Here is a 19,014-nt window from a genome sequence, read left to right on the forward strand (position 1 = left end):
GAGCCACCGCATGGTTTCGTTGCGTCGACAGGTTTACAACCTTGCGCTTAAAGGGATGTTTCGGATTCCGCCGGAGAGAATCCACGGCATGATTAGTGACTCTTTGCGGATTCTTCAGTTGATGCGTCCCGTTCATCGAGTTTTTAACCACATTGTTCCGGTTCGTGATCCTATTCTGAGCCAAGAGGTTTTTGGGGTCACGTTCCCCCGCCCCTTAGGGCTAGCTGCAGGGTTTGATAAAAATGCGGATTCTCCGGATGTCTGGTCTCCGGTGGGATTTGGTTATGCAGAACTAGGGACGGTGACTGCTTCTCCCCAGCCTGGTAACCCAGCGCCGCGGCTATTTCGGCTGCCAAAGGACAAAGCAATATTAAACCGAATGGGGTTTAATAATGATGGTGCTGCTGAGGTAGCTATGAACCTTCGACGACGCACCACTGAGGATGTTATCGGTATTAATATCGGTAAAACTAAGGTGGTCGATCCCGATGGTGCCGCTGATGATTATCGACGCTCGGCCATGCTCTTGGGTAGTCTTGCAGATTATCTCGTTATCAACGTATCTTCACCGAATACTCCCGGCCTCCGAGACCTCCAGGCGGTAGATTCTTTAAGGCCGATTATTCAAGCGGTCCAATCAGCGACCACCACCCCAATTTTGGTGAAAATAGCTCCTGATTTAGCAGATGAAGATATTGATGATATTGCGGACTTGGCTGTGGAACGAGGATTAGCTGGGATTGTTGCTACCAACACCACTATTTCTCGAGAAAATTTGCTGACTGATGCTAAAAAAGTCTCCAAGATGGGCGACGGAGGTATCTCTGGTCCACCGGTTGCGCAACGGTCCCTTGACGTCCTGAAACGCCTCTATGAGCGGGTAGGTGACCACCTGGTTCTCATCAGCGTCGGGGGGATTTCCACTCCCCAACAGGCGTGGGAAAGAATTGCGCATGGGGCGACGCTTCTACAGGGCTATACCGGACTTATCTACGGTGGTCCAGATTGGATTCGGTGGATCCACCAAGGAATCGCGCATCAACTGCGCGTGCACGGATTTGGCAATATCAGTGATGCCGTAGGTTGTGGTTTGGACTGGCGAGATTAATAAGCTAGCGCCGATGCACACTGCGCCGCAGGATTACGGCACACATCAAAGCCAATATCGCCCAGCCCAGCATCCACGTTTGGGCCGTTATGAACAAGGTGGATGACGGCAGAAAACGGCTGAGAATAACTAGCACCACCGCCCCGGTCAAGGCAATAACCTGGCTAACCCCCGGACGCTGATTACGTCGCACAGTGGCAAAAGCCCCTACTAAAGCGGCAGCGCACAAAATTAGCACCATCCGCGAGGTTATCTCTACTGGCGCTAACCACCCATGTTGAGCAATTTCCAGGACCAGGAAAATAACTAGGGCAAGCGCTATGGCAATAAAGGCCCCTCCCACTCGCAACGGGAGGGGAATGGACAGCTCAGATTCTTCGCCTCGACGTGGTCGTGTCATGGCTGAAAATCCTAACAGTCCCACGCTCATTTCTAAGAACTAGTTTTCATCCCACGCCCACAACACTGCTCTGCCCAGAGAATGGAAGTACAGATTAAAACCAAGAACAGTGGGTGTAGCATCCTCTGGGATGTCTAGTTCTTCGACGTCAACAGCGTGGACAGCATAGAGATAACGGTGTGGGCCATGTCCCTCAGGCGGTAAAGAACCATAATAGGCGCGTTCCCCGGAATCTCCTTTCAAAGTAACGACGCCTTCAATACCCAAATTCTCTTGGGATCCAGCTCCGGTAGGAAGCTCCGAAATATCAGCGGGAATATTAAACGCTGCCCAATGCCAATAGCCCGAAGTCGTCGGAGCATCAGGATCAAAACACGTGATGGCTAGGGATTTCGTTCCTTCGGGAAGATCAGACCATGATAACTGCGGAGATACTGACTCGGGTGCCCGCTGCGCTGGTGGTAGCTGTTCACCCTCGGTGATATCTGTGGAACTGAGCGGGAAAGAAGGCAAGTCCTTCAACGGAGCATAAGGGTCAGGACCAGGGAAACGGGAATCTTGTGCATAGGAATAACTCATGGTCCCGTTTTACCTGAATTTAGTGCCTCATGTCACCCTTCTGCCATCGACTAAAGAGCTCAGCATAGCGTCCCTGTGCATTAATTAACTCTTCATGACTTCCATCTTCGATGATTCGGCCTGCCTCCATAACCAAAATTCGGTCAGCCTCACGTGCCTGATCAAGACGATGAGCTACCACCAAACTTGTCCTACCATGGGCAGCCTTGCTGGCGGCTGCTTCCAGCAACCGAGCATGTTCACTCCCCGCTTCGCTGGTTGCCTCATCCATGATCAGAACCGGGGGGTTTCTTAAGAGCACCCGAGCTAAAGAGATGACTTGTACCACTTCAGGGGCTAGCTCATTAGAGCCGGCCCCTACTGGGGTATCTAGTCCCTGAGGAAGCCATCGATGCCACAATGGGCCGTTCGGGTCTAGACCTGCCTGAGACAAGGCATGAATAAGAGTGACGTCGCTCGCCCCCGGCAAAGCCATGTGGAGATCTTCGCGGAGAGTTCCAGCAAAAAGATGAACTTCTTGGCTAATAAGAGTGATATGGCTGGTGATCCACGCGTCATTGGCCTCGGTATTGATGTTGACTCCACCGACGGTGATGCTTCCTGCAGTGGGATACTGTAGGCCGGCGATAAGAACCGCCAAGGTGGATTTGCCGGCACCGCTTGACCCAACGAGGGCCGTCGTCGTGCCTCCCTGGAGGTTCAAGTTGAGGTTGGAAAGAACTTCAGCTCCTGAGGGGTAGGAAAATGAGAGGTCCTTGATGACAATATCGGGATTCTTTAGGGTAGCTGGAAGACCAACTCCATCTGGTTGGACAATGTCTTCAGATAGATTGGCTAGGGCAATGGCTCGTCCGGCGCTAGTAAAGGCACGCTGGAGCTCGGCGGAAAATTCAAGGAGCATGAAGATGCGGATTTCCAGACGAACTATAAGAACTACGGCAGTGGATGCTTCGCCAATACTGATCCAGCCGAGATAGGCCAGAAGTAAGCTGAGCCCCAGCACCATCATGAGCAAAGAAAAATAACTGAAGTAGCCGCGCCTAATCACCCAGAAGAAACTGGGGTTTGAGCGATACCACTGGTGAACTACCTGCCAGGAGGATTTTTCAGTCCGTTTTTCCGACCATTCTTCTAATCCCATCGCTTTAGTTGTTGATAGGCCGCGTATCGCATCGAGCAGAAAAGCATTACGTCGAGCTTCGGAGTCAGACATTCGGTTGGCTACTAAGGGAATAAATTGAACGATATTTTTTGACCAAATATAAACCGCCAAACCGAAAAGAAAGAACGGCAGGATATAAAATGGGCTAATAATACAGAGAGAAACAAGTGTAAACGGAAAAGCGAGAAGTGTGACAACAAGACGCTCTCCGGAATCACCCAGAGTTAGCACTGCATTATCAATATCTTTAGTTAATCGCGTGATAATGCTTCCAGTGCCTATTTGGTAGAGGCGAGGCACAGGAGTATGAAGAGTGCTATCGAGTGCTTTAACACGGAGCTCAGTGGCTATTCGAGTGAATTTTGAGCGAAAAATCCACGGGAGAATCGCTCCGCGCCCGATGTTATCGATGGCCAGTGTCACCGCCATCATGACGAGGTAGAACTGAAATTGGCCAGAATCCCCAATGTGGTCAATGAGCTTGCCCACAAAAAAGGAGCTTGAGACAATAGCTATTTGGATGAGGAAGATAATAAGGCTCAGCCCCAGCCACCACCACAACGTCGGGAAAGTCTCAAGGCTTTTAAGAAGCCTTATACTCTTTTTCAATCCAGCTGGCGGTAAGGAGTCATAGGCAAAGGCAGATTTTTTATTTTCCATACCCTAAAACTCCTTTATCTCATCAGCTATTGCACTCCATGCACGGGAATTACTAATCACCACCGTCGAAAGGTGTCCACGATATTCTTTTATTGCCTGGCAGACATTATCCAAGGTAATGGCATCTAGCCCTGTGGTTGGATCATCCAAAATTAACAGATCCGGATTAGCAGCGACTAACCGAGCAAGGGCGACCCGCTGTCGCTGCCCTCCAGATAGGTTGAAACCCGCCTCACCGAGTTGTCCGGAATAGGGGTCATGCCCCAAACGCGTCACAATGTCTTCGCAGGAGGCTACCGTGAGGGCCTCTCTTAGCCTCTCCTCCCCTAGCGTTCCGGTTGGATCTACGTTATCTGCCAGAGTTCCTTCAAAAACGTGAACCGCATGTGGCGCCCTAATCACTGTCATATTGGGTAATTGCGTTAATCGATCAGCGGCTTCATGGGCACGACGTTGGGCGTCGCTATCTTTAGCGCGCCATACAGATATTCCTGGAGGGGGTGCTTGTTCACCCGTTGTAATAGTGGTGTCTTGAGTGTTTAAACCCTGATCTAGAGCGATTATTCGCTCTGCTGAGGCCACTGCTAAAGCCAGACTATTAATAGTGTTGGATAGTGACATTCCCGTGACGAGTATTCCCGGGGGAACGATCATATACACAGTAAGAAGATCGCCCGTGGAGATTTCCTGGTTCATCCCAAGGTAGCTGGCCCAGACCACTAAAAAGATCGCGCCGATCACCCCGACAATCTGCCGGAGAATGCTGATGATGCTTTGAACTCTAATTTGACGAAGCTGGTATTTCTGGGTGTCTGCAGCAGCCGCAGAAAAACGTTTCATGGCGTTGTCGACGGTTCCAAGTCCCTTGACCACTCGTGCTCCTTGAGCCAGATCAGTTGCTAGCGATACTGATTTGGCTTCGACTTCACGGAAAGTTCGCATAGTCTGAGCTACCGGCCGTGAGGTGGCCGCAGAGACGACAACTACCAGAGCCACAGCTACGGGGGTGGCAATAGCAAGCCCAAGATGGATGGGGATCAGGACCAAGGTTATCCCGAGTATATAGCCCAACATGGAAATTGGGAACGTAATGCTTTGTTTTAGTTTGGCGATAGTACTTGAGTCTTTATCAAGGGTGCTGAGGATTTCTCCCGGCGAACGATCAATAGTTTTTTGAGTATGGAGACGATGAAGCAGAAAAAACCGCAGCGTGTGAACTAGGCGCGCTTCGCTGAGGGAACTCAGGCTTATAGCAAGGACTTCCAAATAGTAGCTCATCACGGCGGCGAGGAGGACGCCTAGGATAGGTAACCAAATCATCGAGGGTTGATCAGTTCCAAAGAATTGATCGATTATCGATCCTATCCATTTGGACCCCATTGCTGAGAACACGGAGGTAAGGATTCCTCCGAGTAGGATTCCTAACGCAGCCCAGCGAAAAGAAATCAATAACAGAAGACAGGTTTTTAGCGGACTACCCCATTGTTTATGCGCGAGAACTTCGGTGTCATGGGGAGGGTCCTGAGGGACAAAGCTCGACAACCGGATAGGTTGATGAGTAGGCGGTTGGATAGTCATCAGAACCTCCCTTGTGCCTTTTGGATAGAAAAACCTTCGATGGGACCACGTGGAAATCTATCATAGATTACCTGAATGTAATTTAGCGGATCGTAGGTTTTATGCACGATGACCTGGTGATTTGTTAAGTAATGCCCGAAAGGTTAAAGTGGTCAAGGTCCACGGCTGCAAGGTCGAAGACGTTCACCCTTGCCCGGGTGGCGGAAGTGGCAGACGCGCTAGCTTGAGGTGCTAGTGTCCTATTAACGGACGTGGGGGTTCAAGTCCCCCCTCGGGCACCAGATCATACCGGAGTTGTTCTTAAGAACACTCCGGTATCTGTGTTTTGCTTCGGTTATTCCCCGGGAGTTGGCATGAATGATGCATAGACGTCAACCCCGGGCACTCTTTTGGTGGTGATTGCCCGGGGTAAAACCTTAGTGATCCGCAACGCGACCTTTAATCATGCTGTTCATTGGGATCGTTATCGGCATCTTCCTTGGTCGCGTGAATGGTCCCGGGAACATGGTCTGGAGCGGCATAAATGGAATAAACTTTGAGCTCCTCGTTACCTTCATTAACGACGTTGTGCCACTTGCCAGCGGGAACAAAAATAGCCCAATCATCCTCAACTACTTGGTCAATGTCAAGGTTGTCTTCGGACTGTCCAATCATGACGTGGCCTTTTCCTGCTTCAACACGAAGGAATTGGTCATGATCCTCATGGACTTCGGCCCCAATTTCGCCACCTGCGGGAATGCTCATCACAGTCATCTGCAGGAATTTCCCGGTCCACAAGGTATCGCGGAAATTCTCGTTGTCCAAGGTAGCTTTCTCAATATCCAGCACATAGGGCTGAGGACCGTGATCAGTCCGGAGGTCTTTATTCTCAGTCATACCTATCTCCTAACTTTTCTCTCATGATCTAGATCGGCATCAACCTATTCGATAGCCGATCAAAGCAAAGCCCGATCATAGCGCTAAAATACCTCTGGTGAATCCAGGTTCGCTGTACGATTTCCTCCGATCACTATTTCGCGACAGTCGGCAAGCTATTGCCCGCTGGTCATTGGCCCGCAAGATAATAGTGGTCTCTATTATTGTGCTCGGAATCACCGCTACCTGCTTCTTCCATATCCCCTCCCTCGCCACATTACGACTCTGGGCAACACAGTGGGGACCAAGTTTTCCGCTCATTTTTTGGCTGAGCTACATCATCATCACTCAATTTCCCATTCCCCGTACACTGCTCACCCTATCCTCGGGAATCCTTTTTGGACCATTTGTGGGAATAGTCATTGCGCTCAGTGCTACGGCAACGTCCGCGGCACTATCACTGTCAATTGTCCGGGCACTCTTAGGCGACTGGATTGAACCTCGACTCACCCATCCCGCGGTAGCTACCATTAACGCCCGACTCCAACAACGTGGTTGGCTAGCGGTTACCTCTCTCCGGATGATTGCCGGAGTGCCCTTTTCCATCTTGAATTATGTTACTGCGCTCACATCTATTCCGCTTGTGCCCTTTATTATCGCTACATTTATTGGTTCAGCACCCGGCACCATTCTTACTGTCTTCCTGGGCGATACCTTAACTGGCTCAGCTGACCCGCGAATGGTTATTGCCACAACAATCTTAGCCATGTTAGGGCTCTGTGGCCTGATTCTGGACTCCCGAATGGCAGTCAAGGCTATAAAATAGACAATGTAGTTATTTAGTTCTGATTACGAGGAAAGGGCAGATGATGCTGGCCGTACATGCCCGATACCGAGGCCGTTCTTCACGTCGCGCTGATCTTGTTGCTCGATCAGCCCAGGCCTTAGCAACACTCCCCGGCGTCGGTACGTTCGACGTCCTCGGGGTGGAAGATATTTGCGCTGTTGTGGAATCGCCAGAATCTGTTTGTGATCTTGTCATGGCTCTTCTCTCCGATGGTGATTGGGCAATTGGGATAGGAGTGCTCCCAGAAAGTAACTCCGCTGCGACGACAAAATCAGTAGCTACCGGTTCTTTACCACGCCAAGCTCGGGCAGGAATAGTAAAAGCGACTGTCCAAGATCACCCCAAAGAGATTTCTACGGATATTGAAGCGGTATTTGCTCTATTGGGACAAGTGCTCCAGAAAAGAACAATGGAAGGGCGGGAAGCGACCTCCTTAGTCCGGAGAGGACTTAATCAAAATGAAGCAGCCGAAGCTTTGGGCATCTCTAAACAAGCAGTAAGCCAGCGTCTTCAGGCCGCCGGGTGGCAAGCTGAAACCGCTGGCTGGCAACTAGCCGTAAATTTACTTAAGCGTGCTGATCGTCCGAGTCCGTAAATCCTGGTTGCCCTAGTTGGGAGAACTCCTGATTATCGAAGGCCGGGGTAAACTCCTCAACCGGGGAGCTAGGCGCCGCTTTAGGTATCACCGGTGATTCAGGTTCTGGATCAACGGGTTTTTGAGCTACCGCATTGGCAGCCGCCACAGCTTTTGCGATCTCCGGATTAGTGTTTGCTCTAAACCACTCGTCGATATCGCCTTCCTCAGCTAGATCCTTAGTCTCCTGATCGACGCGTGATGGCTCATACCGGAAGATGCCGTCCTCGTCTTTTTTAGCAAAGGCTTTAGCAAACTGTTCCAAAGAATCGCCAAACTGGCTGGGGATCATCCACATGGTACTGGCATTGCCGTCGGCCAACTTCGGAAGCTTGTCAAGATATTGGAACGCAAGTACTTCCGGCGTGAGCTGGGAAGACTTGATCGCAGCATTGACCTTTTGGATTGCCCTCGCTTCACCTTGAGCCTCAAGATACCGCGAAGCTCGTTGACCTTCGGCACGTAGAATCATTGCCTGGCGCTCCGCCTCTGCCGCCAAAATAGCTGCGTGTTTCTCTCCCTCAGCAGAAAGAATTCTGGCTTGTTTTTCACCTTCAGCGGTCTTAATATCTGACTCTCGACGCCCTTCAGCGGTAAGAATCATCGCCCGCTTTTCCCGATCCGCCTTCATTTGCATCTCCATCGATTGCTGAATCGATGGCGGCGGATCAATGGCTTTAAGCTCCACGCGGCTAATCCGAAGCCCCCACTTACCCGTCGCTGCATCTAATTCACCACGCAACCTCCGATTAATTACTTCCCGAGAGGTGAGAGTTTCTTCTAGGGTCATACCACCGACCACGTCACGCAGCGTCGCAACGGAGATCTGTTCAACACCGACAATATAGTTGTCAACCCCATAAATGGCACGGGCGGCGTCGTTAATTTGGAACGTGACCACAATATCGATTGCCACAGTGAGGTTGTCTTGTGTGATGACAGCTTGTGGAGGGAAGGACACGACTCTTTCCCGGGTATCAACTTTGGCGCGAACCCGATCGATAAAGGGAACTAATAGGGTGATTCCCCCGGAGACCGTCCGGGTATAGCGACCTAATCTCTCGATAATGGCGGCTTCACCCTGGGGTATGAGTGCAATGGACTTTAAGACCAAAAGCACTATAAAAACAAGAGCAACCAGGATGAAAGAAAGCCCAAATATATCCATCAGTTAACTTTCCTTCCAAACAATAGCTGTTGAACCATCAATGCTGACGACGTTAACTACCTCTCCGGCAGAGAATGTGTGGGATGGGTTGAGGCTCCGGGCAGACCAAATGGAACCGTCAAGACGAACTTGGCCACCCAGCCCAACCTCCTCTAGTACTTCGGCATGTTGTCCCACCAACGCTTGCACAGAGGTGTCCAGGATCAGGGGACTTTGAGCTCGTTTTCTTAACAACGGACGCAAGAAGACAATAAGCCCTAGGGAGACCAGGGCAAAGATTAATAAGGCAAACCAAATGGAGGCCCCGAGGAATGATGCCCCTGCGGCTGCCAAGGCGCCTCCCGCCAACATGAGTAAGGTGAATTCTCCCGCAAGCAATTCAAGTCCAGCAAGAACAAAAGAAGCAATTAACCAAAGTAAAGCAGCCACGTGGTCTACAGTACCGGAGGAATCACGCTAAATCCTCCTTTGTTAGTTCCGGGACAGTAACAAAATCCACCAGTCTTTCTACCGCACCAATCAATGAAGAATCCAAATCCCGAAATGTTTTTACCGCGTTATAAACTCGGTGCCATCCTTCTTGAGGATGTGCCCATCCGAGACGTCGGCACACTCCAGCTTTCCAATCTTCCCCATAAGGAACATCGGGCCAGCCAGATATACCGATGCTTTGGGGTTTGACTGCTTGCCAAATATCGATGTAGGGATGCCCGGTTACTAAAACATCCTTTCCCACCTGCTGCGTTAACCGAGTCTCCTTGGAGCCTTGAATAAGATGGTCAGCTAAAACACCCACCCGACGCCCAGGCTCAGGACGAAATTCCGCTAACCGAGATGGAAGATGGTCAAGCCCCTCTAAATATTCGACGACTACGCCTTCAACACGCAGATCATGTCCCCAGACCTTTTCCACAATGGCGGCATCATGAACCCCCTCTACCCAAATCCGGGAGGGCCGAGCAACTTGGGTTTGGTAGTCATGGACATAACGAGACCCTGAATTGGAGTGAGTTCGTTGTGGTGGGGCTGATTCCACCCATCGCGTTAGCGTGACCGGTTTACCTTCGAAAAGGAAGGCTCCAGGTCTTAGCTTAAAAAGGCGTTGGTTTCGCCGTCGATCCTCTAAGCGGACGAAGTCTCCATCATAGGTGCGCTCACAGTTGATGATTTCTCCTACGTCGCCGGTTGCTCGCACTTCCACTACCAGACCGGGTTCAGCCGGAAGGGTGGGATATTGAACAGGCTTGCGTCGAGCATGGCCGGAAAAAATATCAGTGCTGTAGGGATCAGAATTCATGACAATGCAGTCTAGTAGTGACTAGCGCGGGCGCCTCATGAGGCAACAATCATGCTGGCAGGGCTGTCCGTCCGTGGTGTCACCGCGAAGACCGAGGGAGCTGAGGTGCTGCGGCGGAGTTCCGCTGATGATCTCATCGATCAGATCCGCTAAAAGCAGAGTAAATTCCTTGGTTGATCCGATGGTGTCTGCGCGCGACACCGCTACTCCGAGTTCCTGGGCGGCGGTCACTAACTCGGTGTCTAAATCCCAGATCACTTCCATATGATCCGAGAGGAAGCCGAGCGGGCAGACTACAACCTCGCGCAGAGGGTATTTTTCGTGACAATGGTGAACATGATCCACGATGTCAGGCTCTAGCCAGGGAATCTGGGGGCTTCCGGAGCGTGACTGCCAGGCCACATCGTAGTCGGTTACCCCTAATTCCTGAGCGATGAGGCGAGCAGACTCGTGGATCTGACGAGAATACAGGTGCGGTTCATCCTTTCCACCTGCAGCCTGATCAACGGCGGTAGGAATAGAGTGGGCACTAAAGATTAACCGGGTCAGGTGCGGATCAGTTTGTGCCGGACAGTCATGCCCCAGGTTCTGATAAGCGCCGCTAATGGCATCGACCTGAGCTTTAATAAAACGCGGGTGATCAAAGAATTGCCGGAGTTTCCGAAACTGGATATCCGCTAAACCGCAATCAGCTAAATGCTTTTTCATGCGAACAATATCGTCATCATATTGTCGGCAAGCGGAATATCCACCCCAGGCAGAGGTGGCAAAAACTAAAACTCGACGGACACCATCGCGCGCCATCTGTTCAGCAGCCTCTGTGGCAAATGGGTGCCAGTTACGATTCCCGAAGTAAATCGGCACATTTCTGCCGCGTTCGTGAAGTTCTTCTTCAAGGTGAGAAATAATCTCCTGATTAAGCTGATTAAGTGGACTCACCCCGTCGAAGTGGAAATAATGCTCTCCTACTTCCTCTAGCCGCTCGCGAGGGATTCCCCGTCCCCGAGTAACGTTTTCCAAGAAAGGAATAACATCATCGGGGCCTTCGGGACCGCCAAAAGATAACAGAAGCAAAGCATCATAATCGGTGCTGGGGCTGTGAGTCATGACTTCAACATATCATCCTTTAGTTTGAGCCTTAGAAAAGGTGAAACCCGACGCACAGCGGGGGAACCGTAACCCCTGTGCGTCGGGTAGTCTCTCAAATTTGTTAAGGATGCGGCGGTTAAATCAAGCGAACCGCGTAAGGACTCATGCCTGCATATCGGACTGAAGAAACCTGCACTACAGATCCTGATTGAGGTGCCTCAATCATCTGACCGTTACCTAAGTAGATAGCAACGTGGTATTCCGCATTGGGACCCCAGAAGAGGAGATCGCCTCGCTGGATTTCGTTGATATTCACTTTCGTGCCGTATTGGTACTGATAACCGGTATAGTGCGGCAGGGCAATTCCGATGCCAGCGTAGGCGTACAACACTAGCCCAGAGCAGTCGAAGCCAATCTTGTTGTAGTCCCCATAGGAATCTGCCACTCCGCCGTCCCGGATACCTTGAGACGGTCCTGTCGCAGTTCCGCCACCCCAGGCATAAGGAACCCCAAGCTGAGACATTGCCCGGTTGATCACCGTTTCAATTTTTTGATCTCGCGAACCCTGAGCAGCGCCAGCAGTATTTCCGGCCGCTTCGGACACAGAGTCCAAGGTTGGGACTTGACCTAAGGGCACCTCGGTGCCATTAACATTGGGGTTTTGCTCCCCAGCATTATGCACCGCAGAGATCGTGGCATTAGCCGCGTCTTCGCCCTGAGGGTATGGATTCTCCGTCTGATTATGAGCCGCACTAGCTGCCGCAATCAACGCGGCAGCTGCTTGAGCCGCTTGATTAGCTTTAGCCTTACGTTCAGCTTCTTTCTGCTCCTCGGAGCGTCGTGCTTCCTCGGCTTCCTTTTCCCGACGTTCCCGATCCGCCTCAGCCTTGGCCTGACGGGCAGCATCTTCTGCTTGACGACGCTGTTCAGCTGCCTGACGTGCTGCTTCTTCGGCAGCAGCACGTTCTTGCTCGGCCTGCTGATAAGCCTCATACTCTTTGCGCTGCTGATGAAGCTCATCCGCTTTTTCCCGATTACCATCGAGCTCAGCCTGAGCTAAATCGCGCTGCTGCATCAGGTCCTGACGTCGAGCATTTTCTGCAGCAAGTTGGCCGGAAGTCTCCTGAATCCGAGACTCTGCAGCATCTTTGGCCGCAGCCGCCTCGGATTCTCGCTGTTCCGCCAAATCACGAGCAGCACGCAACCGCGATTCCTCGTTGGCATGTTCCGTACGCGCTTGATCTAATGCGGAAATGGCTTGCTGCTGTTCTTCGGCGTTGGTCCGCAGATAGGTTTGACGATCTAAAGCGTCACGCGCTGCATCATCGCTAGCAGCAGCTTCGATTCCGCCGGTGTTGCTATGTCGATATGCCGTACGAGAAATCTCATCTAGCTTCTTTTGTGCGTCTTCAATTTCTCGTTGGGTGGTATTAAGCCGGTCTCGAGCAGATCGAACCCCCTGCCGTGCCTGTTCCGCCGTGGCTTGAGCATCATGCAAGTCAACAAGGGCTTTGTTTACTCCTTCACGGAGTTCGCCCATGTGCAACTCAACTTTATTGATTTCATCTTGCACCTGAGCAATGGCTCCAGCCAGACCTGCCACATTTCCTTGACTGTTGCGGATCGCATCCAGCGCATTCTGAATATCAGTGTTGCTGGGGTTTGTTGGGGCAGCGTTCGCTACACCAGGGTGAACAAAACTAGCTGTGCTGCTCAACATGGCAGCGCACAAAACGGTCGCCACAGTCGATCGTGTCACCAAACGTCCGTGGCGGCGGGGAGTGGAGTTAAACATCCCGAGCGACTCCTTTTCCTTCAAATAGTCAAGTCTTTTTCCTTGACTATTTGTCGGTAATACGGTTCCAAGAATCCGGCATCGAATCGATCGCATCACTGGGTATCCTGCCCGGCCTGCTTCCCCACACGCCCGCAGAATGAGGTTCCGCCACAGTCAACTATAAATCCTTGACTTATTGTGGTGACTGTAGAGGTTTATGTGATTGTTACCGACTCACGAGCCGACAATTGCACCATAGGCTACTTAAACCCCATTTGCTTAATTAATATCTCTAGTAACATCAGTTACATTGCGTCACTTTGACATCATTTAGCTAGATGACCTGCTGGGATACGCTAATAAAATTGAGAATGTGATCCTTAACACATTTTTTGTTAGATAGGGTGGCGCTGACCCCGTAGCGCTTTGTGGATATGCTAAGGCCGTCGGCAAGCCTGGATGGTTGACACGCCTACCTGATGAAAGCTGTACGCGCGGCGCGCCACGCAGCCACAAAGACGGCGCCGACCACAATTGCGGCAATAAGACTAAACATTCCCCACGGCGCGGAATAGTTATCCAGGTCTGCAATAAAGGCGTGGAGTTGCCCGGGATAAGCGACTGGGTCAAGGTTCTGGGCTAGATTATTTCGCCCAATCTCCAGTTCGGCCCGATGGTGCGTCTTACTCACCACATCGACGATCGTGGGCGATCTCAGAACAATTGTGTCAAGGTCGGAGTCGTTCAGTAAATCAATTCCAAGGTTACGAAGTCCCCCGGCTTCGCTGGGATCATGATTAACAATGACTATTCCAAGAGAGCCAAAACCGTCATTTTCCGCCTCAACGGCGATCTGACTGAGCTTTCCCTCTTGGTCTACAAATGGGCTATCGCCAAGGTGAGGTGATTCGATAGCGACGTGGCCCTCAGCTAGTTGCTGGGCAAGATCGCTCTGGAGGGCATCCATGACTAAACCCCTTAACCTGGTATGTCGACGTTAAATCTCATTGGAACCACCTCTTGGCCCTCCCCCCAATTTAGGGCATTCAACGATCTTTTGCCGACACGACACGGAGGGTACATGGGTAAATTCGCCAACAGAACGATCGTACTGTTAAGATGGCCGAGGTGCTTGGGGTTCTCAACTACCATGAATTATGTAGGAACCCCCTGCGTTCTTTAAATCTGTGCGAAATCACAGCCGGTTTCGCTTACATGCAGAGAACTCACCCATAAAACAATAGGAAGTGGAGCTCACTGTGACTGAAAGCAAGAACTCCTTTGACGCCAAGCGCACGCTCGAAGTTGGCGACCGTACATATGAGTACTTCGCACTCGACGTTGTGCCCGGCATGGAAAAATTGCCTTATTCTCTCAAGGTACTTGGCGAAAACCTGCTGCGTACCGAAGACGGCTTAAATGTCACCGAAGATCATATTAAAGCCATTGCTAATTGGGATCCTGACGCCGAACCGGATACCGAAATTCAATTCACCCCGGCTCGGGTGCTGATGCAGGACTTTACCGGTGTACCTTGCGTTGTGGACTTAGCAACCATGCGTGAAGCGGTGAAGACCCTTGGTGGCGATCCAGACCAGGTTAATCCCCTTGCTCCCGCAGAAATGGTGATTGACCACTCGGTCATCACGGAATCATTTGGTCGCCCTGATTCTTTGGCGAAGAATGTTGAAATTGAATACCAGCGCAATGAAGAGCGTTATCAGTTCCTGCGCTGGGGCGCAGAGAACTTTTCTAATTTCCGAGTAGTTCCGCCCGGAACCGGTATTGTTCACCAGGTCAATATCGAGTACCTCTCGCGCGTTGTTTTTGATAACGATGGTCTCGCTTACCCCGACACCTGTATTGGTACCGACTCCCACACCACTATGGAAAACGGTCTCGGTATTTTGGGTTGGGGCGTTGGCGGTATTGAGGCAGAGGCCGCGATGCTCGGCCAGCCCGTATCTATGCTGATTCCTCGGGTCGTCGGATTTAAACTCACCGGTGAAATTCCCGCCGGCGTCACCGCTACTGACGTGGTACTCACCATCACCGAGATGCTGCGTGAGCATGGCGTGGTGCAGAAGTTCGTAGAATTCTACGGATCTGGTGTGAAGTCTGTTCCGCAGGCTAACCGTGCCACCATTGGCAACATGTCACCGGAGTTCGGCTCTACCTGTGCGATCTTCCCGATCGACGAAGAAACCATCAACTACCTGACCCTAACCGGCCGTTCCCAAGAAGATGTCGAACGCGTCGAGGCTTATGCCAAAGCCCAGGGCATGTGGCTCGCTGAGGACACCCCAGAGGCTCAGTACTCCGAATATCTCGAGCTGGATCTTTCTACAGTTCAGCCTTCGATTGCAGGCCCCAAGCGCCCTCAGGATCGGATTCTTTTGAGCAATTCCAAGGCTCAGTTCCGGGAAGATCTCAAGGTCTTCACCAATGATCCAGTGTGCGAGGATGACTCCCAGGCTGCAGCCAAGATGGGCGCTGAAGGCGGAGCAACTGCCGTCGAAGCCCACGAAGACATTGATAACTACAATGCTTCTTTTGCTGGACACGGAGAATCCGCAGCCGTCGGCGCAAAGGGTCGTCCCTCGAAGCCGGTTACTGTTCAGTCCCCACGTGGTGGTGAGTACACCATCGACCACGGCATGGTCGCCATCGCATCGATTACCTCGTGTACCAACACCTCTAATCCTTCCGTGATGGTTGGTGCTGGACTGGTTGCCCGTAAAGCCAATGAAAAGGGTCTGAAAGCTAAGCCCTGGGTCAAGACCATTTGTGCTCCTGGCTCCCAGGTGGTTGACGGTTATTTCCAGCGGGCAGATCTGTGGAAAGACCTAGAAGCTCTGGGATTCTATTTGGCTGGCTTCGGCTGTACTTCATGCATTGGCAACTCCGGTCCTTTGCCAGATGAAATCTCGGATGCCATTAATGACAACGACATTACGGCCACGGCTGTACTGTCCGGTAACCGCAACTTTGAAGGCCGCATCTCTCCCGACGTGAAGATGAATTACCTGGCCTCGCCCATGCTGGTCATCGCATACGCCATTGCTGGCACCATGGACATTGATTTCGACTCTCAGCCCATTGGTCAAGATTCTGAAGGTAATGATGTCTATCTGAAAGACATCTGGCCTTCTGCCGAAGAAATCGAGCAGACGATCAATGACTCAATCTCTCGTGAGATGTACGTAGAGGACTATGCCGATGTCTTCAAGGGCGACGAGCAATGGCAGAACCTCGATGTTCCTAAGGGTAAGACTTTCGAATGGGATGAAAACTCTACTTACATCCGGAAGGCTCCTTACTTCGAAGGAATGCAGTTAGAGCCCGCACCGGTTGAGGACATCAAGGGTGCTCGTGTTCTTGCTAAGCTCGGCGACTCGGTCACCACTGACCACATCTCCCCTGCGTCGGCTATTAAGCCCGGCACTCCTGCGGCACAGTACCTTGATGCTGCTGGAGTGGAGCGCCAGGACTATAACTCCCTCGGTTCCCGACGTGGTAACCACGAGGTGATGGTTCGCGGTACCTTCGCTAATATTCGACTGCAAAATCAGTTGGTCGATCAAGCCGGCGGATATACTCTGGACTTCACTCAGGACGGTGCTCCGCAGTCCTTCATCTATGATGCCGCGATGAACTACCAAGAAGCTGGAATCCCCTTGGTTGTTCTGGGTGGTAAGGAATATGGAACCGGGTCCTCGCGTGACTGGGCCGCCAAGGGTACCAATCTTTTGGGTGTGCGCGCCGTCATTACCGAGTCCTTCGAGCGTATTCACCGCTCTAACCTCATTGGTATGGGCGTCATCCCGCTGCAGTTCCCAGCTGGTGAGTCTCATGAATCCCTTGGCCTTGATGGACACGAAACCTTCGATATTGAAGGCATTACTGAGTTCAACAAGGACGGCTACATCCCCAATACGGTGCACGTTGTAGCAAAGAAAGAAACCGGGGATCAAGTAGAGTTTGACGCCGTCGTGCGCATCGACACACCCGGTGAAGCTCTCTACTACCGCCACGGCGGTATCCTCCAGTACGTTCTGCGCCAGATGGTGAAATCCTAAAGCGTAAACGTCTTGAGGTCTAAGGGGTCATAGCCGCACACCCAGCGGTGTGGCCCCTTTTTCCTTTCCCGTTCCTGTTGAACAATTGAGGACAATCACATGCCGATAGTCAGTGACACCGAGTTAACTCGTCGCCGCCAAGAAATCTTGGAAGGCGCTCGGCGCTGCTTCGCTGAACATGGATACGAAGGCGCTACGGTCCGACGCCTAGAAGAATCGACGGGAAAATCCCGGGGCGCAATCTTTCATCATTTCGGAGATAAGGAAAACCTTTTTCTTGCTTTAGCAAGAGAAGACGCTGCTCGCCAAGCTGAGGTCGTGGCAAAAGAAGGCCTTGTCCAAGTAATGCGAGATATGCTGAATCATCCCGAGCGTTATGACTGGCTTTCTACCCGATTAGAAATTACCCGCCTATTAAGAACTGATCCCGCTTTTAAAGCCAGGTGGCAGGAACACCAGGCGGTTTTGGACAAAGCTGTCACCCAGCGTCTTCAACAAAATGCGGCGGCTGATCGGATGCGCAGCGACGTTCCCATGTCGGTACTTCATACCTTTCTGGAAACCGTCATGGAAGGTTTTATTACTCTGCTAGCATCTGGAGGCTCGACTCAAGGCTTGGAAAAGGTTCTGGATTTGGTCGAAGAAACCGTACGCGGTCATTCCTCGTAGAAAACTGTACTTTACAGATTGAGCATTCTAGACTAAGCGGTATGGTTTCATTACTGCTGATTTCTTCTCGCCAAGACCCGGCGGCTTGCGCTTCCGAATTTCATGATGTTGTCCGCACCGCCGGGATTAGTAGTGGTGAATTATCGCACCAAATTGTTGATTCCACCCTCGTCACGCTCAGAGACCTCAACTCCTATGACGGGATTATTGTTGGCGGGAGTGCGTTGAATGTTACTGACACTACTCACTCCCCTTATCAACAACATGTGCATCGTGAATTAGAACAGTTATTGACTCTCGATATACCCACTTTATTTATTTGCTTTGGAAACACCTATTTAGCTGATTTAACCGGTGGTTCGGTTACTAGAGACTATGGTGAGCCAGCCGGAAAAACATGGGTAGAATTAACCGAATCTGGGAAAAAGGATTTGTTAACTGCGCATCTTCCGCAACAGTTTTCAGCATATACCGGGCATAAAGAAGCTGTGAAAGAAGTAGGGCGCGGTGTTGACATATTAGCTACCGGACCTCAATGTCCGGTTCAAATGGTTCGGGCTAATGATAGCACCTGGGCATGCCAATTTCATCCCGATTTAGACCATGAGGGCATGTGCGCACGTATGGGCTTTAACCTTACTGGTGGGTATTTTTCTCCGGAGGATTTTGACACCATCACTGCTGAACTGGCCAGTGTGTCAACCTCCGCAGCTAATTCGATTATGAAGAGATTTGTGGAAATCGCGCAGGAGTGGACGCCTGGCACCTCCACCATCCCCCGTTCTTCACGAATAGGTGCACGCTAACCCCATCATCTCTTCGGTGGGGGTTAGAATATCTGCATGTTTGCCATTATGACTGTTACCGGCGCTGATCACACGGGCATTATTGCGGCTGTATCTTCTGCCCTTGCAGAACTGGATGTCAATATCCACAATGTCTCTCAAACCCTGATGGAAGAATGGTTCACCATGATTCTGAGGGTAGGTTTCGACGAAAATAAAACAGATCTTACTCATATCCAAGAACGAATGCAGCAGGTAGAAAAATCTGAAAATCTCGTTATTCGGATTCAATCCGAAGCTCTTTTTAGTGCTGTTAATGAAATATAA

18 protein-coding genes and 1 tRNA gene are annotated in these 19,014 nt (G+C 51.3%); 8 read left to right on the top strand and 11 right to left on the bottom strand.

Annotation, left to right across the window (positions count from 1 at the left end; all coding sequences use genetic code 11):
• Nucleotides 1–10: 10 nt before the first annotated feature.
• A complete protein-coding gene (locus GP475_RS05985; protein ID WP_187975694.1) occupies nucleotides 11–1,108 on the top strand; it encodes a quinone-dependent dihydroorotate dehydrogenase in 1,098 nt (365 codons plus the stop codon).
• Nucleotides 1,109–1,112: 4 nt separating this feature from the next.
• Here GP475_RS05985 and GP475_RS05990 read toward each other — a convergent pair whose 3' ends face one another.
• From GP475_RS05990 to GP475_RS12615, 4 genes are read right to left on the bottom strand one after another with little or no spacing between them, the layout of a single operon-like run.
• Complete coding sequence (locus GP475_RS05990; RefSeq protein WP_224400367.1) at nucleotides 1,113–1,508, bottom strand: YfhO family protein; 396 nt, start codon at nucleotides 1,506–1,508, stop codon at nucleotides 1,113–1,115.
• Nucleotides 1,509–1,547: 39 nt separating this feature from the next.
• Nucleotides 1,548–2,087: a YbhB/YbcL family Raf kinase inhibitor-like protein gene (locus tag GP475_RS05995; RefSeq protein ID WP_187975695.1), complete on the bottom strand. Its 540-nt coding sequence runs from the start codon at nucleotides 2,085–2,087 to the stop codon at nucleotides 1,548–1,550.
• A gap of 19 nt (nucleotides 2,088–2,106) precedes the next feature.
• Nucleotides 2,107–3,909 (bottom strand): ABC transporter ATP-binding protein, encoded by a 1,803-nt coding sequence (locus GP475_RS06000; protein ID WP_187975696.1) that lies wholly within the window; start codon nucleotides 3,907–3,909, stop codon nucleotides 2,107–2,109.
• 3 nt (nucleotides 3,910–3,912) lie between these two features.
• Nucleotides 3,913–5,487, bottom strand: a complete 1,575-nt coding sequence (locus GP475_RS12615; RefSeq protein ID WP_187975697.1) for an ABC transporter transmembrane domain-containing protein — start codon at nucleotides 5,485–5,487, stop codon at nucleotides 3,913–3,915.
• Nucleotides 5,488–5,678: 191 nt separating this feature from the next.
• Here GP475_RS12615 and GP475_RS06010 point away from each other — a divergent pair.
• Nucleotides 5,679–5,768 (top strand) — tRNA-Leu (locus tag GP475_RS06010).
• Between the two features lie 157 nt (nucleotides 5,769–5,925).
• Here GP475_RS06010 and GP475_RS06015 read toward each other — a convergent pair.
• The gene (locus GP475_RS06015) at nucleotides 5,926–6,363 is read right to left on the bottom strand and encodes a cupin domain-containing protein (protein ID WP_187975698.1); all 438 of its coding nucleotides are present in this window, start codon (nucleotides 6,361–6,363) and stop codon (nucleotides 5,926–5,928) included.
• A gap of 97 nt (nucleotides 6,364–6,460) precedes the next feature.
• Here GP475_RS06015 and GP475_RS06020 point away from each other — a divergent pair, with 97 nt between their 5' ends.
• Together GP475_RS06020 and GP475_RS06025 are read left to right on the top strand one after the other, a co-directional pair.
• Nucleotides 6,461–7,168 carry a TVP38/TMEM64 family protein gene (locus tag GP475_RS06020; protein WP_187975699.1) on the top strand — a complete coding sequence of 236 codons (708 nt, stop codon included), beginning with the start codon at nucleotides 6,461–6,463 and terminating at the stop codon, nucleotides 7,166–7,168.
• 43 nt (nucleotides 7,169–7,211) lie between these two features.
• On the top strand, nucleotides 7,212–7,784 hold the full coding sequence (locus tag GP475_RS06025; RefSeq protein ID WP_187975818.1) for a MarR family transcriptional regulator: 573 nt from the start codon (nucleotides 7,212–7,214) through the stop codon (nucleotides 7,782–7,784).
• Here GP475_RS06025 and GP475_RS06030 read toward each other — a convergent pair.
• The 6 genes from GP475_RS06030 to GP475_RS06055 form a co-directional block, all read right to left on the bottom strand.
• The gene (locus GP475_RS06030) at nucleotides 7,756–8,991 is read right to left on the bottom strand and encodes an SPFH domain-containing protein (RefSeq protein WP_187975700.1); all 1,236 of its coding nucleotides are present in this window, start codon (nucleotides 8,989–8,991) and stop codon (nucleotides 7,756–7,758) included. The two genes, GP475_RS06025 and GP475_RS06030, sit on opposite strands and share 29 nt — an antisense overlap.
• Before the next feature lie 3 nt (nucleotides 8,992–8,994).
• Nucleotides 8,995–9,420: an NfeD family protein gene (locus GP475_RS06035; protein WP_187975701.1), complete on the bottom strand. Its 426-nt coding sequence runs from the start codon at nucleotides 9,418–9,420 to the stop codon at nucleotides 8,995–8,997.
• Nucleotides 9,421–9,442: 22 nt separating this feature from the next.
• Nucleotides 9,443–10,288, bottom strand: coding sequence for a DUF3097 domain-containing protein (locus tag GP475_RS06040; RefSeq protein ID WP_187975702.1), 846 nt, complete (start codon nucleotides 10,286–10,288; stop codon nucleotides 9,443–9,445).
• A 21-nt stretch (nucleotides 10,289–10,309) separates the two neighbouring features.
• Nucleotides 10,310–11,395 (bottom strand): ferrochelatase, encoded by a 1,086-nt coding sequence (locus GP475_RS06045; protein WP_187975703.1) that lies wholly within the window; start codon nucleotides 11,393–11,395, stop codon nucleotides 10,310–10,312.
• Between the two features lie 118 nt (nucleotides 11,396–11,513).
• A complete protein-coding gene (locus GP475_RS06050) occupies nucleotides 11,514–13,172 on the bottom strand; it encodes a DIP1281 family NlpC/P60 protein (protein ID WP_187975704.1) in 1,659 nt (552 codons plus the stop codon).
• Nucleotides 13,173–13,626: 454 nt separating this feature from the next.
• On the bottom strand, nucleotides 13,627–14,121 hold the full coding sequence (locus GP475_RS06055) for an Rv1476 family membrane protein (protein ID WP_187975705.1): 495 nt from the start codon (nucleotides 14,119–14,121) through the stop codon (nucleotides 13,627–13,629).
• 292 nt (nucleotides 14,122–14,413) lie between these two features.
• Between GP475_RS06055 and can the strand changes: the two genes are divergently transcribed.
• From can to GP475_RS06075, 4 genes are all read left to right on the top strand, one after another.
• Complete coding sequence (gene can / locus GP475_RS06060; protein ID WP_223144682.1) at nucleotides 14,414–17,233, top strand: aconitate hydratase; 2,820 nt, start codon at nucleotides 14,414–14,416, stop codon at nucleotides 17,231–17,233.
• 99 nt (nucleotides 17,234–17,332) lie between these two features.
• Complete coding sequence (locus GP475_RS06065; RefSeq protein ID WP_187975707.1) at nucleotides 17,333–17,902, top strand: TetR/AcrR family transcriptional regulator; 570 nt, start codon at nucleotides 17,333–17,335, stop codon at nucleotides 17,900–17,902.
• A gap of 41 nt (nucleotides 17,903–17,943) precedes the next feature.
• A complete protein-coding gene (locus tag GP475_RS06070) occupies nucleotides 17,944–18,708 on the top strand; it encodes a glutamine amidotransferase (RefSeq protein ID WP_187975708.1) in 765 nt (254 codons plus the stop codon).
• A gap of 36 nt (nucleotides 18,709–18,744) precedes the next feature.
• On the top strand, nucleotides 18,745–19,014 hold the full coding sequence (locus tag GP475_RS06075; protein WP_187975709.1) for an ACT domain-containing protein: 270 nt from the start codon (nucleotides 18,745–18,747) through the stop codon (nucleotides 19,012–19,014).

This window comes from Corynebacterium poyangense (assembly GCF_014522205.1).
In the GTDB taxonomy this organism is placed as follows: Bacteria; Actinomycetota; Actinomycetes; order Mycobacteriales; family Mycobacteriaceae; genus Corynebacterium; species Corynebacterium poyangense.